The organism is Caballeronia insecticola (assembly GCF_000402035.1).
Taxonomy (GTDB): Bacteria; Pseudomonadota; Gammaproteobacteria; order Burkholderiales; family Burkholderiaceae; genus Caballeronia; species Caballeronia insecticola.
Genome location: NC_021288.1, coordinates 171,171 through 185,258, shown reverse-complemented (window position 1 = coordinate 185,258; position 14,088 = coordinate 171,171). Strand labels below are relative to the sequence as shown.

The following is a 14,088-nucleotide window of genomic DNA, read 5'->3' as shown; positions in this document are numbered from 1 at the left end:
GGAGACACCCATGAGTATCGACGCGAGCCGCGGCGGCGCAGCGCAACCCGTCAATGAAGAAGCGCTTTACCGGAAGCTGTTATGGCGCATCGCGCCGATCCTGTTCCTGTGTCATCTCTTTTCGTTTCTGGATCGCGTGAACATCGGCTTTGCGAAGTTGCAGATGCTGGGCGATCTGCATATCGGCGATTCGGCGTTCGCGCTCGGCGCAAGCATGTTTTTCGTCGGCTATATCGCGCTCGAAATTCCGAGCAACATCGTGCTGCATCGTGTCGGCGCGCGGCGCTGGATCGCGCGCATCATGCTCACGTGGGGACTCATCTCGGCCGGCACGATGTTCACGGCCGAACTCGCGCGGCTGTTCGGCGTCGGGAACGCGACGATGTTCTATATCCTGCGGCTCTTGCTCGGATGTTGCGAAGCGGGCTTCTATCCCGGCATGCTGCTCTACATCAATTACTGGTTTCCTTCCGATCGTCAGACCAAGGTGACGTTCGGCCTGCTGCTCGCGTTGCCGACGAGTCTCATCTTCGGCGGACCGCTCTCGGGCTGGCTGATGCAGCAATCGCACGGCTGGCTCGGCTATAGCGGCTGGCAATGGATGCTCATGATCGAAGGCATTCCGGCGATGGCGCTCGCGTTTCTCGTCTACTTCGGTCTCGCCGACAAGATCGGGCATGCGCGCTGGCTCACCGATGCGGAGAAGCGTCTGCTCGAAAAGAACGTCGTCAGCGAGAACGCGCACAAGGAGTATCACTTCGGCGCGGCGCTGCGCGACTATCGCGTGTGGATTTGCGCGGGCATCATCTTCACGTATGCGACCGGCTGGTATGGCCTGTCGTTCTGGCTGCCGTCGATCGTGCGCGAATCGGGCGTGAAGGACACGTTCCATATCGGCGTGCTCACGGCCATTCCGTTCGTCTTCGCCGCGGCGACCATGCTCTTCAATGCGTGGCATTCGAGCAAGACCGGCGAGCGCCGCTGGCACGCCGCGATTCCCGCGTTCGCGGGCGGCGCGGGGCTGATCCTGAGCGCGGTCTTCGCGCACAACGTGCCTGTGGCTATCGTTTGCCTGTGTATCGCGGCATCGGGTGTGCTCGGGCTCACGCCGATCGTCTGGACTTACCCGGGCAGCTTGCTGTCGGGCACGGCGGCCGCCGCCGGCTTCGCGATGATCAACTCCTTCGGCAGTCTGTCCGGCATCGCGGGCTCGTGGATCACGAGCATCGTCAAGCAAATGACCGGCAGCATCACCAACGGCACCTATGCGCTGGGATTCGTGTTGCTGTGTACCGGTGTGCTGATTCTGTCTCTGCCCGCCGCGACGTTCGTGCGGGGCGAAGCCGCGCGAGCCAAAACCGAAGACACGATGCACCGCGATGCGCTCACCGATTCACCCGCATGAGCGTAGACGTTCGCGCCGTTTGCATAACAGGTATGCGAGCAGCGCGGGACGCGTCTGGTTACGCTTGCGGCGCGCGTTCCAGTCGAACGCAACGATCACAATCAATCACTACCGGAGCGTGCATGCTGCCACGGACGCCCAGCTTTTCCCTGCAAGGCAAGACCGCGTTGATCACCGGCGGCGGGCGCGGCATCGGTCTCGCGGCGGCCGCGGCCCTTGCCGAGGCAGGCGCGTGCGTGACGCTCGTTGCGCGCTCCGTCGATGAACTCGCGCACGCGTCGCGCCTCATCGACGAAGCAGGCGGCAAGAGCCGCTATATCGCGCTCGATGTGACCGACGCCGCCGCCGTGCGCGCAACGCTCGACGAACACGGACCCTGCGACATCCTCGTGAACTGCGCGGGGATGAATCGCCCGAAGCCGCTCGTCGAAGTAACCGACGACGACATCGACGCAATCATCGATCTCAACGTGAAGTCGGTCTTTCACGTGTCGCGCGCAGTCGCGAAAGGCATGCTGCGCGCGAATGCAGGCGGCTCGATCATCAACGTGTCCTCGCAGATGGGGCACGTCGGCAGCCCGAAGCGCAGCGTGTATTGCGCATCGAAACACGCGATCGAAGGCATGACGAAGGCGCTCGCCTGGGAACTCGGCCCGCACGGCATTCGCGTGAACACGGTCTGTCCGACCTTCATCGAGACCGCGTTCACGGCGAGCATGTTCGACGCGCCGGGCTTTCGCGAATGGGTGAGCGAGCGCATCGCGCTGGGCCGCGTGGGCCGCGTCGAGGAAGTGATGGGCGCGATCGTGTTTCTTGCGAGCGACGCATCGACGCTCGTGACCGGCAGCGCGCTCATGCTCGACGGCGGCTGGACGGCGGCATGACATCAACCGACATGACAAGGCACAACGAACGATGAATCTACCGAAGGCAAATCTGGACCGGCCCGTTGCGGTCATCGGCGCGGGACTCGTGGGCGCGGGCTGGGCGATCGCGTTCGCGCGCGCGGGGCTCGACGTGCGCATCTACGACGCGAACCCGCGCACCGCGGAAAACGCGCTGCCGTGGGCCGCGACCCAGCTCGAGGCGCTGCATCGGCATGGACTGATCGACGAAGCGCCGGCAACGATCGCCGCGCGCCTCACGCTCGCGGATTCGCTGGCGCAGGCCATCGACGGCGCGGCTTATGTGCAGGAGTCGGTGCTCGAACGCATCGACGTCAAGCGGCAGTTGCTGCTCGATCTCGACGCCGTGGCCGATGCGCGCGTGATCATCGGCAGTTCGAGCTCGGGCATCAAGGCGTCCGACTTCGCGTGCGATCTGCGTATCTCGCCGCGCGTGCTGATCGCGCATCCGGTCAATCCGCCCTATCTCGTGCCGGTCGTCGAACTGGTGCCGTCCACGCAGACGTCGGCAGAGACGGTCGCGTTCACCGATGCGCTGATGCGCGGCATCGGCCAGAGCGTCGTGCGGGTGCGCAAGGAGATCGAGGGCTTCGTGCTGAACCGGCTGCAGGCGGCGCTGCTGCGCGAGGCGTGGGCGTTGCAGCGCGACGGCATCGCGAGTTGCGAGGACATCGACAAGACTGTGCGCGACGGGCTCGGCTGGCGCTGGTCCTTCATGGGGCCGTTCGAGACGATCGATCTGAACGCGCCGGGCGGTGTCGCCGACTATGCCGCGCGGCTCGGTCCGCTCTATCACTCGATTGCGCGCTCGCGCACGAACGACGGCCCGTGGGATGACGAACTGATCGCGCGCGTGGAACGCGACCGGCGACAGCATCTTTGCGCCGATGAACTCGCCGCGCGCCGTGACTGGCGCGATGAGCGTCTCATGGCATTCGCGGCCGAACGCGCGAAACACGCCGCCGACAGCTAACGACGCCGTTCAGCCCTGCCGTTCAGCCTTGCGCGTCGATCAGCGGCGCAAGCGTGCGCGCGATGCGCAGGAGCCGCGCATCGCTCATTTGCGGACCGACGAGCTGAACGCCGACCGGCAAACCATGCGGTCCACGCGTGCACGGCACGGCGAGACACGGGACGTGCAGCAGCGTCCACATCGAGTTGAAGACCGCGTCGCCGGTGCTCGCCAGCCCTTCCGGCGCCTCGCCACGCGACGCGGGCGTGACGAGCACGTCGTAATCGGCGAAGACGGTATCGAGTTCGGCGCGGCAGCGTTCTGCCGTGCGATAGGCACGCAAGAGCGTCTCCGGTGAATCGAGCTTCTTCGGATCGACGCGTTCCAATATGGAAGCATTCATGCGATGCGTTTCGCGCTCGACGAAATCGAGGAACGCGACGGCGCCCTCGGTTTCCATCACCGTTTCCTGCGCGGCGGACATTTCATCGAACGATGCGGGCAGCGTCACGTCATCGACCTTCGCGCCCGCCGCGCGCAAGCGTTCGGCCGCCGCCTCAAGCGCCGCGACGCCCGCTGGTTCGATGGCGCTCCACTGCGGCGAGCGGCACAGACCGATGCGGAGATCGGCAAGCGGCATCGACACGGCTTCGCCGTCATCGTGCGGGACGAGACGGAACGCCCGCGCGACGAGCGCGAGATCCTCGACGCCGCGCCCGTACCAGCCGATCGTGTCGAGGCTCGCCGACAGCAGCTTCATGCCCTCGACGCTCACGCGGCCCCACGTCGGCTTGAGCGCATAAATGCCGTTGAACGACGCGGGCCGGATCAGCGAGCCGCCTGTCTGCGTGCCGAACGCGAAGCACACCTGATGATCCGCCACCGCCGCCGCCGACCCGGACGACGATCCGCCCGGCGTATGCGCCGGATTCAGCGGATGCGTGGTCGCCGCCGCGCGCCCGAACGAGGCGAACTCGACCGTATCGGTCTTGCCGAGCAGCACCGCGCCCGCGTGTTTCACGCGCGCGACGCACGCCGCATCGCGCGCCGGGCGATGGTCCTGATAGACGAGCGAGTTGTGCGTCGTCGGAAGATCGACCGTGTCGATCATGTCTTTCACGCCGAACGGCAAACCGCTCAGCACGCCGGGCGCGGCGTAGAGCCGCCGCTTGTCTGCTTCGCGCGCCGCCTGAATGGCGCGCTCGCGGTCGATTGCAAGCCACGCCTTCACCACGGCATCGCGCGCGTCGATACGCGCGAGACACGAACGCATCAGCGTTTCGGCGCTCAGGCGCCCTTCGCCGATGGCGCGAGCGGCCTCGGCTGCGGACATCATGCACGGTTCCATCCGGTCTCCGTCAGCAAGCATTGCTGCGTTATTGCGATGTCATCCCCACACTTCGTCGGGCAGCGGCAGGCCTTCGAGGTCGGCGTCGGTGAGCGGACCGTCCGGCGCGATGCCGTGGCTCTCCAGCATCAGCATGACCTGGCGCGTGTGCTGCGTCGCGTGCCATGCGGTGCGTTCGAGCACTTCGTGGAACGGCCGCGTGCCGTAGTACGTCGAGACCGTGTAGTTCACGTCCGGATCCTGCTCCGCGGCCCACCACGCGTCGAAGCGGCGATGCACGTCGTCGCCCCAGCGCGCGATGTCGTCGGCAGTCCAGGTCTCCGGCGGCACTTCGTCGAAGCTCTCGAAGCGCAGCGTGATGCCCTGCGCCGCCTCCATGCCCATCTCGGCGATGCGGAACACGTGATAGCAGAGTTGCCCCGGCGTGCGCCGCCGGTTGCGGAACGGCTCGTGCAATTGCCCGGGCGTGAATTGCCGCACGTAGCGGGACGCGGCGCTCATCACCGTGTCGAGCCGCCTGACCAGTTCGGCGGCGGGCAAGGGCTCGGCGAGCGTCGTGCGCAAATCCAGAAACTTCACGACGTCCTTGAGCGATTGCGCGAGCGTGTAGTGCTTGCCGATCGACACCACCGGCACGCTGCGCACGCCCAGTTCGATCAGTTCGGCCTGCGCCTGCGGATCGTTGTGCACGTCGCGCGATTCGAACTCGATGCCCTGCTGCGTCAGAAACTCCTTGGTGCGCAGGCACGACGAGCAGCCGGGCTGCCAGAAGACCTTGATGCGCGCACTCGTCGCGGTATCAGACATGGATCTCCTCCATTTGCGATGATTTGACATCGAGCCTGCGCGCTCTTGCGCGGCACGTCTTCAGGCCCGACAGCGGTTGAAGCGGCGCGTCAGGCAAGCGCCGCCTGCTTGTCCTTCGCGAGCGCGGCCATTACGTCGGCGCTCGTCATGAGGTCGGCGTACTTCTGGCCCATGTCGAAGAGACTCTGTTCGTGCGGCGCCTGCGCGCGGTCGCCCACGCAGTCCGTCACCACGATGGGACGCAAACCGTGCGCCGATGCATCGACCACGCTCGCGCGCACGCAGCCGCTCGTCGTGCAGCCGGTGACGAGCAGCGTATCGATGCCCGCGGCGATCAGCCACGACGCATAGTTGGTCCCGAAGAACGCCGACGAATGACGCTTGCGCGACACGTATTCGCCGTCGAGCGGCTTGCACGACGGCACGATCTGCGAGTCCGGCGCGTCTTCGGTGAGTTCACGCAGACGCGGCACCTTTTCGCCGAACGTGCCGATATCGAAGCCGCCTTTCTGCGCGGCGAAGTACACGTGCGACACGGGCATGCGCTGCTCGCGCGCGAAGGCAAGCAGCTTCGCCGTCTGCGCGATGGCGTCGTTGATGTTGTAGCCGCCGAAACCGTCTTCGCGCGTGAAGCCTTCCTGGAAATCGATCACCAGCACGGCCGTCTTGCGGCCGAAACCGAGCCTTTGCCCAAACTTCTGTTTGATGAAGATATCCGTATCCGACATGTCGACCTCGGCGAGAGAGAGAAGTGGAAGGTGCGGCGGAAAACGTGGAAGGCGCGCTACCGCCGCCCACTTAAAATTGCATGCAAAAAATTCGGAAGTCAACTCTGAAACGAATGCTGAACTTCCGCCGATTCGCTGGCCATTCGGGTAAACACGCTCGACGTTGAAAATAATTGGATCATCGTTCCGATAAAAAACGGAACAACCGGTACGAGTTACAAGTTTTCCTTTAATCTGGCTTACGAAATTAGTATTTTGGAGGCCTTGCCCCGATAAATTTTGTATGCGATTCTGGCCTCGCGCTTTCCCTGATCGATCCCATCGCTCTCTGACCGGTGCCTACGCCATGACTACTTCAGATTCGTGCCGCAGCCTTTCCCGTCGTCAGTTCACTTTGGGCGTGGCAGGCGCCGCCGCGCTCAATCTCGTGGCGCCGCTCGCGCGGGCGCAGAGTCAGCCGAAGCTGCTGCGCGTGCGGCTCGGCGCGGACATCGGCAATCTCGATCCGGCGCGCATCTTTCAGGTGGAGAACCAGACCGTCGCGACGCATATCTACAGCGGCCTCGTGCGTTACGACGAAAAGAGCAACACCATCGCGCCGGATCTGGCGTCGAGCTGGGACGTCTCGAAAGAAGGCACCGTCTACACGTTCCATTTGCGCAAGAACGTGGCGTGGCACAAGAACTTCGGCACGTTCTCATCGGACGATGTGCGCTTCTCGTTCGAGCGCGTGCTCGATCCAAAGACGGGCAGCAACTACACCGGACAACTCGCGGCAATCGCGAAGATCGACACGCCCGACGCGAACACGGTCGTCATCACGCTCAAGGCGCCGAATTCAGGCTTCATGCACAAGATGACGAATCTGAATCAAGGCTGGATCGTGAGCCGCCGCGCGGTCACCGAGATGGGCGATCGCAAGCACGCGCTGAGCCCCATCGGCACGGGACCGTTCGTGTTCGAGAGCTGGACGCCGGGACAGGAAGTGCGCGTATCGGCAAACAAGGTCTATTTCGGCGGTGCGCCCAAAGTGGATGGCGTGCTGTTTCGCGTGATCCGCGACGAAAACGCGGCGGCCACCGCACTTTCGAACGGCGAGATCGACATCTTCTTCGCGCTGCAGGAACCGGCGGTGATTGCGCGCCTGAAGGAAGACCCGAACGTGAAGGTGCTCGACCGTCCGGCCGATCACACCATCAACTTCGTGCTCAACATGACGCACAAGCCGCTCGACGATCTGCGCGTGCGTCAGGCGATCATGCACGGCATCAATCGGGACGCGCTGATCGCGGGTCTCTTCAAAGGCACCAAGGGCACGGCGTATAGCGTGCTCACGCCCGCGTTCCTCGAATACACCGAGGACGTGCCGAAGTATCCCTACGATCCCGTCAAGGCCCGCGCGTTGCTCGCGGCGGCCGGACAGCCGAGTTTTTCGATGGACATCATCGGCGTGGGCTTCAGTCCTTACGACAAGATCGTCGTGCCGATTGCGAGCGATCTGTCGGCCATCGGCATCCAGACGCGCATTCAGGTGCTCGAACGCGGCGCCTATCTTCAGGCGCGCTCGGGCGGCAAGATTCCGAACGCGATCACCGGCGTCGTCGGCGCGCCCGACCCCGACAGTCCGATCATCTCGATGCTCGCGAAATCGTCGTTTCCGCCGGGGCTCAACACGTCGCACTACTCGGGCGTCGACGATCTGATCGCGCAGGCCGCCGCCGCGCAGGATGAAAACGGGCGCAAGGCCGCGTATCGCAAGATCCTGCAGAAGAGCATGGCGGACCTGCCCGTCGTGCCGCTGTATGCGGATCGCCTGTTCATCGCGCATTCGAACAAGGTGCAAGGCTTCGTGCAGAACTCGCTGTTCACCATGAACGCGTATCCGGTCTCGCTCGCCTGAGAGGAAGCTCGTGATGGAACGCTATCTGGCGCGCCAGGCATTGCATCTTGTCATCACGCTCGCGGGCATTCTCACCGTGACGTTTTTTCTCGTGCGGATGATTCCGGGCGATCCCGCGCAATACATGCTCGGCGACTACGCCACCGACGACGCGCTCGCCGCCCTGCGCGAGCAACTCGGGCTCAATCACTCGCTGTTCGTGCAGTACGGGTTGTTCATCGGGCATGCATTGCAGGGCGACCTCGGCATGTCGGTCGTGACCGGGCGGCCCGCGCTCATGGAGATCGTCCAGAGCCTGCCCGATTCGGCCGTGCTCGCCGTGGCCGGCATGACGATCGCGGTACTCGTCGGCGTGCCGCTCGGCATCGTCACGGCGGTGCGGCAAGGCAGTGCCGTCGATATCGGCGTGATGCTCGTCGCGCTCGCAGGCATCTCGTTTCCCGTGTTCTGGCTCGGGCTCGCGAGCATTCTCGTGTTCGCGCAGCATCTGAAATGGCTGCCCGCGCTCGGCGCAAGCTCGGGTGGCGGATGGATCGAAGGCGCGCGGCATCTCGTGCTGCCCGCCGCGGTGCTGGGCGTGTCGGTCGCGGCGTATGTCGCGCGGCTCACGCGTTCGGCGATGCTCGAAGTCATCGGGCAGGACTATATCCGCGTGGCCCGCGCGATGGGCGTGCGCGAACGCACCATCGTCTGGCGGCTCGCGTTCAAGAACGCGCTCGTGCCGGTGCTGTCGATCATCGGCGTGACGTTCGCGTATTCGCTCGGCAGCGCGATCCTGATCGAAGTCGTGTTCAGCCGGCCAGGCGTCGGCACGACCATTCTCAAGGCGGTCAGCGCGCGCGATTATCAGCTCGTGCAGGCGGGCGTGCTGGTGCTCGCGGTGATCGTCGTGCTCGTCAATACCGCGCTCGACCTGCTCTACGCAGCGGTCGATCCGCGCCTGCGCAGGCGCTGACCCAACGAGGATTTGCCGATGAGTTCACCCGCCGCGTCTCTCAAACCCGCGCGCCGTAAAAGCAACGCCTCGTGGCGCCGTTATGCGCGCCATCCGGGCTTCATGACGGGATTCGTGATCCTTGCGGTGATGGTCGTCATCGCGCTCGGCGCACGGTGGATCGCGCCGTATTCGCCGGTCGCCGCCGACATGGCCAACACGCTCGCCGCGCCTTCCGCCGCGCATTGGTTCGGCACGGACCAGTACGGGCGCGACGTGCTCTCGCGTCTCGTGTGGGGCACGGGCATCTCGCTGCAGGTCGCGTTCTCGGTGATGGTCATCTCGATCGTGCTCGGCGTGACGCTCGGCTCGGCGGCCGCCTTCTTCGACGGCTGGGTCGCGCGCGTGCTGGTCGCGCTCATCGACATCCTGCTGGCGTTTCCGGGCTTTCTGCTGGCGCTCGCGCTGGTGGCCGCGCGCGGCTCGTCGCTGAGTTCGGTCATCTGGGCGATCGCCATCGCGTTCGCGCCGCGCGTGGCGGCCGTGATGCGCGCGGTCGTGCTGACCATCAAGCCGCGCGTGTTCATCGAGGCATCGACCGCGCTCGGCATGGCGCAATGGAAGATCCTGCTCGTGCACGTGATCCCGAACAGTCTGCCGCCCGTGATCGTGGTGGCGACGGTGGGCGCGGCAAGCGCCGTGCTCGGCGAAGCGGGCCTGAGCTATCTCGGACTCGGCGTACAGCCGCCCGCGCCGACGTGGGGCAACGTGATCGCCGACGGCCAGGGCTTTCTCGCCTCGCATCCGCTTATTTCGCTCTCGGCGGGCACGTGCATCGCGCTGCTCGTCATCGCCTTCAACCTGCTCGGCGACGGACTGCGCGACACGCTCGATCCGCAAATGCGCCGCCGCGCCGACGCGAGGACGCTATGAACAGCACCCTGCCGGCCGTCTTCAAGATCGCGCGCCGCAGCGCCTCCGCCGACACCGCCAATGCGCCCGGCGAGGTATACAGCGGCGGCGGCCGCATCGATCCCGAAGCCGTGCTCGAAATCGACGGTCTGCGCACGGAGTTTTCGGGCGTAGTCGTCGTCGATGACGTGTCGCTGACGGTGCGTCCCGGCCGCACGCTCGCGGTCGTCGGCGAATCCGGCTCGGGCAAGTCGATGACGTTTCTCTCCGCGCTCGGCCTCGTCGCGCCGCCGGGACGCGTGACACAGGGCCGCGTGCTGCTCGATGGAATCGATATCGCGCGGCTGTCGGGCGAGGCGGCGCGACGCGTGCGCGGCGCATCGATCTCGATGATCTTTCAGGACCCGATGACCGCGCTCAACCCGGTCTTCACCATCGGCGAGCAGATGACGACGCTGCTGCGCGCACACGAACGCGTGAGCCGGACGGCGGCACGCACGCGGGCCGCCGAGTTGCTCGAACGCGTGCGCATTCCCGAGGCGCGCGCGCGGCTCGACGCCTATCCGCACGAACTGTCGGGCGGCATGCGCCAGCGCGTGCTGATCGCGATGGCGGTCGCGCTGCGGCCGAAAGTCGTGATCGCCGACGAGCCCACCACGGCGCTCGACGTCACCGTTCAGGCGCAGATTCTCGACCTGCTCGCAGACCTGCAACAGGAAACCGGCATGGCGATGGTGCTCATCACGCACGATCTCGGGCTGGTCGCGCGCTACGCGCAGGACGTCGCGGTGATGTACGCCGGCCGCGTGGTCGAGCGCGGCTCGCTGGACCGCGTGTTCGGCGCGACGCGTCATCCGTACACGCAGGCGTTGTTTCGCAGCATTCCCGCGCTTGACGGCGAGCCGGACTCCGCGTTGCACGCAATCGAAGGCAGCCCGCCCGATGTCGCCGCCCTGCCCGCCGGATGCGCATTCGAGCCGCGCTGCGCGCTGGGACGCGGACGCGAGAACTGCTGCACGCTGCGTCCGCCGCTCGTCGAAACGGACGACGCCGCGCATCGCAGCGCGTGCTTTCACTGGCGCTCGCTCGTCACGATGGAGAACGCATGACGCTCTTTCAGATCGATGCCGTGAGCCGCACGTTCGGCGCAAAGCGTTCGCTTCTGCAACGGCGCGCGCCGCTCGTGCGCGCAGTCGATGACGTCTCGTTGCAGCTCGACGCCGGCGAAACGCTCGGGCTCGTCGGTGAAAGCGGCAGCGGCAAGAGCACGCTCGGGCGGCTCGCGGTGCGTCTGCTCGAACCGAGCGCGGGGCATATCTTTCTCGATGGCGTCGATATCGGCGCGCTGGCCGGCCGCGATCTCCGCGCGATGCGCGCGCAAGTGCAGATGGTGTTTCAGGACCCGTACGGTTCGCTCGATCCGCGCCGCGCGGTCGGTGCGGCAATCGCCGAGCCGATGAAGGAGCACGGCGCATGGAACGCGGACGGCCCGACACACGTGCGCGAACTGATGCGCACCGTCGGGCTGAATCCGGAGCACGCGAGCCGTTATCCGCATGAGTTCTCGGGCGGGCAGCGGCAGCGTATCGGCATTGCGCGGGCGCTCGCGCTCAACCCGAAAGTGCTCGTGCTCGACGAGCCCGTGTCCGCGCTCGACGTCTCCATTCAGGCGCAAATCATCAATCTGCTCGGCAAATTGCAGCGCGAGCGGCGGCTCGCGTATCTGTTTATCGCGCACGATCTGGCAGTCGTGCGGCACGTGAGCCATCGCGTCGCGGTGATGTATCTCGGACGCATAGTCGAGCTTGCGACGCGCGACAAGCTCTTTGCGTCGCCCGCGCATCCGTACACGGAGTCTTTGCTGGCGGCCGTGCCGGTCGCCGATCCGGCCGCCGCGCGCGCGAAACCGCGCGTGAGCGTGCTCGGGGAAATCGGCTCGGCTGCGAATCTGCCGGGCGGATGCCGCTTTCATCCGCGCTGCGTGCGGGCGCGCGAACTCGCCGCGCAGCCGGATATCGCGGGTCGCGCGATCATTCCGATCCGCGCGATTGACACGCGCCATGGCCCGCTGCCGCACGCTTGCGTACACGACGATCCCGCGCTCGCCGAACGCGGCGACGGCACGCTCGTCGCATGTCACTATCCCGCTCAAGCGGCGGCCTGAGCGCACGCATTCGATATACTTCGCCGGATCACCGCACACGCGACGCAAACTCGCGACGCACTACCGGCACGACTCTCATGGACACGGCGGACAGCAGCGAAAACTCCCAGACCGAAACCGTCGTCAACGGTTTGCAGGCGATGATCCTGAGCGGCACGCTCAAGCCCGGCGCGAAACTGCGCGAAGCCGAACTGGGCGAGCTCTTCAACGTGTCGCGCACGCCGGTACGCGAAGCACTCGTCGCGCTGGAGACGCGCGGCATGGTCGTGTACGAGCGTAATCGCGGCTTCAGCGTGCGCCAATTCAGCCTGCGCGATCTGCGCGATTCATACGAACTGCGCGCGGTCCTCGAAGGCTATGCGAGTGCGCTCGCGGCGCAGCGCGGCTTCAGCGACGAACACATCGAAACGATGCGCGCGTATCTCGCCGAAACGGGCGGCATGCTCATCGGCGAACGCACGCTCGACAAGGACGAAGTGCAGGCGATGCGCGAACGCAGCGACTGGTTTCATGCGCAGATCAACGACGCGTGGACGAATGAGTTGTTCCGGCGCAGTCACGAGATGGTGCATCGCACGCCGCACAAGCCGTTCACCGAACCGGTAATGGACACCGCCTCGATGCGCCGCTATCACGAAGAACACGTACGCATTTTCGAAGCGGTGGCTTCGCGCGACAGCAGCCGCGCCGAGCATCTGATGCGCGAGCACATTTTGCGCGGCTGCTTCGAGATCGATCAGCGGCTGAAGGTCGAACATCATCATTAGCGTATCGATCACGACACGCTAGTCACGCCGCATACTCGAGAAAATCCGTGATCGAGTCGCGACTCGGATCGATGCCGCGCAACTGAAGCAGCGCCCCCGCATTGCCGCGATGATAGGTCCCGTGCAGACACACATGCAGGATGATCTCGCTGCGTCGCATGCGTGCCGGCTTGCCGCTCGTGAAGACGAAATCCACCGCTTGCTCCAGATCGCGCTCGCCGAGCGCATCCACATACGACGCGTACCAGTCGTCGACCTTCTGAATGCTTTGCACAAGCGCTTCGAGTTCCGGCATGCGCTCCGAGCGCGCCGCGCGATACGTGTGCGGCATGCCTTGCAGATGATGCTGAAAGATCCGATCGACGACATGAATGTGATCGAGGATGCGCATCATGATCGACGCATCCTCCGCGTTGATCCGCTCGATGTTCCGGCTGACGACATCGCAGAGGCCACGGTCGGCCCATCGTTTGATGGCGATCAGTTGCGCGTGGGGCTGATGACTCATGCAGGCTCTCCTTTCACGTTCATAGTTGGCGAATGCATGCGATGGGCGACCGCTGCTTCGTTGCCCTTCGCTTTGCTGAAGGCATAATACGAGCGACTGCTCGTATTTTCCTACTCGCATTTGGAGCGCGAAAAATGCCGCGCAAAACGCTCACGAAACCCCGCAAACACGCGTCTCAGGAACGATCGCGCGCCACGGTCGATGCACTGATCGAAGCAACCGCTCGCATTCTCGTCAAGGATGGCTTCGAAAAGGCCAGCACGAACCGCATCGCCGAAAAGGCGGGCGTGAGCGTCGGCTCGCTCTATCAGTATTTCCCCAGCAAGGAGGCGCTCGTCGCCGCCGTGATGGAGCGACATAGCCGGGAGCTTCTGCAGATCGTGCGCAATGCGCTCGCCGACTGCGCGGCACTGCCGATGGAGCAGGCGATGCGCAGACTCGTCGTCGCGGCGATCGAGGCGCATCGCATCGATCCGCGCTTGCATTGCGTGCTTGCGGAGCAAATGCCGCGTGTTGGACGACACGAGCATGTCGAGGCGCTCAGCAACGATACGTATCTGCTGTTCAGGACTTATCTCGAAGACCATCGCGACGAGTTTCGCGCGCTCGATCTCGAACTGGCCACGTTCGTCTGCTTCACCTGCATCGAGGCGCTGACGCATACCGCCGTGCTGCACCACTCGCAGAGTCTCTCCGACGAAGCGTTCGACGCACTCATCGATGAGGCCACGTGTCTCATCGTGCGTTATCTTCGCTAA

The 14,088-nt window shown here is 65.0% G+C and carries 14 protein-coding genes; 10 read left to right on the top strand and 4 right to left on the bottom strand.

The features are described 5' to 3' along the window. Positions 1 to 10 precede the first annotated feature (10 nt). The 3 genes from BRPE64_RS21600 (at position 11) to BRPE64_RS21590 (ending at position 3,283) form a co-directional block, all read left to right on the top strand. Positions 11 to 1,405, top strand: a complete 1,395-nt coding sequence (locus tag BRPE64_RS21600; protein ID WP_016346981.1) for an MFS transporter — start codon at positions 11 to 13, stop codon at positions 1,403 to 1,405. A gap of 122 nt (positions 1,406 to 1,527) precedes the next feature. Then, positions 1,528 to 2,289, top strand: a complete 762-nt coding sequence (locus BRPE64_RS21595) for an SDR family NAD(P)-dependent oxidoreductase (RefSeq protein WP_016346979.1) — start codon at positions 1,528 to 1,530, stop codon at positions 2,287 to 2,289. Between the two features lie 31 nt (positions 2,290 to 2,320). Continuing rightward, complete coding sequence (locus BRPE64_RS21590) at positions 2,321 to 3,283, top strand: 3-hydroxyacyl-CoA dehydrogenase (RefSeq protein ID WP_016346978.1); 963 nt, start codon at positions 2,321 to 2,323, stop codon at positions 3,281 to 3,283. Between the two features lie 22 nt (positions 3,284 to 3,305). On the opposite strand, the gene BRPE64_RS21585 is transcribed toward BRPE64_RS21590, so the two are convergent. The 3 genes from BRPE64_RS21585 to BRPE64_RS21575 all read right to left on the bottom strand — a co-directional run bounded on the left by BRPE64_RS21585 (position 3,306) and on the right by BRPE64_RS21575 (position 6,145). Further along, positions 3,306 to 4,598: an amidase gene (locus BRPE64_RS21585; RefSeq protein WP_232519294.1), complete on the bottom strand. Its 1,293-nt coding sequence runs from the start codon at positions 4,596 to 4,598 to the stop codon at positions 3,306 to 3,308. A gap of 51 nt (positions 4,599 to 4,649) precedes the next feature. Continuing rightward, the gene (locus BRPE64_RS21580; RefSeq protein WP_016346976.1) at positions 4,650 to 5,417 is read right to left on the bottom strand and encodes a glutaredoxin domain-containing protein; all 768 of its coding nucleotides are present in this window, start codon (positions 5,415 to 5,417) and stop codon (positions 4,650 to 4,652) included. Between the two features lie 89 nt (positions 5,418 to 5,506). Beyond that, complete coding sequence (locus BRPE64_RS21575) at positions 5,507 to 6,145, bottom strand: isochorismatase family protein (RefSeq protein ID WP_016346975.1); 639 nt, start codon at positions 6,143 to 6,145, stop codon at positions 5,507 to 5,509. Positions 6,146 to 6,491: 346 nt separating this feature from the next. Here BRPE64_RS21575 and BRPE64_RS21570 point away from each other — a divergent pair, with 346 nt between their 5' ends. From BRPE64_RS21570 to BRPE64_RS21545, 6 genes are all read left to right on the top strand, one after another. Next, a complete protein-coding gene (locus BRPE64_RS21570) occupies positions 6,492 to 8,045 on the top strand; it encodes an ABC transporter substrate-binding protein (RefSeq protein ID WP_044042839.1) in 1,554 nt (517 codons plus the stop codon). 13 nt (positions 8,046 to 8,058) lie between these two features. After that, the gene (locus BRPE64_RS21565) at positions 8,059 to 9,000 is read left to right on the top strand and encodes an ABC transporter permease (RefSeq protein ID WP_016346973.1); all 942 of its coding nucleotides are present in this window, start codon (positions 8,059 to 8,061) and stop codon (positions 8,998 to 9,000) included. A gap of 18 nt (positions 9,001 to 9,018) precedes the next feature. Continuing rightward, positions 9,019 to 9,912 carry an ABC transporter permease gene (locus BRPE64_RS21560; RefSeq protein WP_016346972.1) on the top strand — a complete coding sequence of 298 codons (894 nt, stop codon included), beginning with the start codon at positions 9,019 to 9,021 and terminating at the stop codon, positions 9,910 to 9,912. Next, complete coding sequence (locus BRPE64_RS21555; protein WP_016346971.1) at positions 9,909 to 11,000, top strand: ABC transporter ATP-binding protein; 1,092 nt, start codon at positions 9,909 to 9,911, stop codon at positions 10,998 to 11,000. The genes BRPE64_RS21560 and BRPE64_RS21555 overlap by 4 nt, the downstream gene beginning before the upstream one ends. Next, the gene (locus BRPE64_RS21550) at positions 10,997 to 12,055 is read left to right on the top strand and encodes an ABC transporter ATP-binding protein (protein WP_016346970.1); all 1,059 of its coding nucleotides are present in this window, start codon (positions 10,997 to 10,999) and stop codon (positions 12,053 to 12,055) included. The genes BRPE64_RS21555 and BRPE64_RS21550 overlap by 4 nt, the downstream gene beginning before the upstream one ends. Before the next feature lie 77 nt (positions 12,056 to 12,132). Further along, on the top strand, positions 12,133 to 12,822 hold the full coding sequence (locus tag BRPE64_RS21545; protein WP_016346969.1) for a GntR family transcriptional regulator: 690 nt from the start codon (positions 12,133 to 12,135) through the stop codon (positions 12,820 to 12,822). A gap of 22 nt (positions 12,823 to 12,844) precedes the next feature. On the opposite strand, the gene BRPE64_RS21540 is transcribed toward BRPE64_RS21545, so the two are convergent. Beyond that, complete coding sequence (locus tag BRPE64_RS21540) at positions 12,845 to 13,330, bottom strand: DinB family protein (protein WP_016346968.1); 486 nt, start codon at positions 13,328 to 13,330, stop codon at positions 12,845 to 12,847. Between the two features lie 134 nt (positions 13,331 to 13,464). Between BRPE64_RS21540 and BRPE64_RS21535 the strand changes: the two genes are divergently transcribed. Further along, positions 13,465 to 14,088: a TetR/AcrR family transcriptional regulator gene (locus tag BRPE64_RS21535; RefSeq protein WP_016346967.1), complete on the top strand. Its 624-nt coding sequence runs from the start codon at positions 13,465 to 13,467 to the stop codon at positions 14,086 to 14,088.

Bases quoted from the DNA above. Each gene is read 5' to 3' on its own strand.
- BRPE64_RS21575 (WP_016346975.1), bottom strand. From the start codon at position 6,145: ATGTCGGATACGGATATCTTCATCAAACAGAAGTTTGGGCAAAGGCTC.
- BRPE64_RS21540 (WP_016346968.1), bottom strand. From the start codon at position 13,330: ATGAGTCATCAGCCCCACGCGCAACTGATCGCCATCAAACGATGGGCC.
- BRPE64_RS21545 (WP_016346969.1), top strand. From the start codon at position 12,133: ATGGACACGGCGGACAGCAGCGAAAACTCCCAGACCGAAACCGTCGTC.
- BRPE64_RS21535 (WP_016346967.1), top strand. From the start codon at position 13,465: ATGCCGCGCAAAACGCTCACGAAACCCCGCAAACACGCGTCTCAGGAA.
- BRPE64_RS21555 (WP_016346971.1), top strand. From the start codon at position 9,909: ATGAACAGCACCCTGCCGGCCGTCTTCAAGATCGCGCGCCGCAGCGCC.
- BRPE64_RS21565 (WP_016346973.1), top strand. From the start codon at position 8,059: ATGGAACGCTATCTGGCGCGCCAGGCATTGCATCTTGTCATCACGCTC.
- BRPE64_RS21560 (WP_016346972.1), top strand. From the start codon at position 9,019: ATGAGTTCACCCGCCGCGTCTCTCAAACCCGCGCGCCGTAAAAGCAAC.
- BRPE64_RS21600 (WP_016346981.1), top strand. From the start codon at position 11: ATGAGTATCGACGCGAGCCGCGGCGGCGCAGCGCAACCCGTCAATGAA.
- BRPE64_RS21580 (WP_016346976.1), bottom strand. From the start codon at position 5,417: ATGTCTGATACCGCGACGAGTGCGCGCATCAAGGTCTTCTGGCAGCCC.
- BRPE64_RS21595 (WP_016346979.1), top strand. From the start codon at position 1,528: ATGCTGCCACGGACGCCCAGCTTTTCCCTGCAAGGCAAGACCGCGTTG.
- BRPE64_RS21585 (WP_232519294.1), bottom strand. From the start codon at position 4,598: ATGATGTCCGCAGCCGAGGCCGCTCGCGCCATCGGCGAAGGGCGCCTG.
- BRPE64_RS21590 (WP_016346978.1), top strand. From the start codon at position 2,321: ATGAATCTACCGAAGGCAAATCTGGACCGGCCCGTTGCGGTCATCGGC.
- BRPE64_RS21570 (WP_044042839.1), top strand. From the start codon at position 6,492: ATGACTACTTCAGATTCGTGCCGCAGCCTTTCCCGTCGTCAGTTCACT.
- BRPE64_RS21550 (WP_016346970.1), top strand. From the start codon at position 10,997: ATGACGCTCTTTCAGATCGATGCCGTGAGCCGCACGTTCGGCGCAAAG.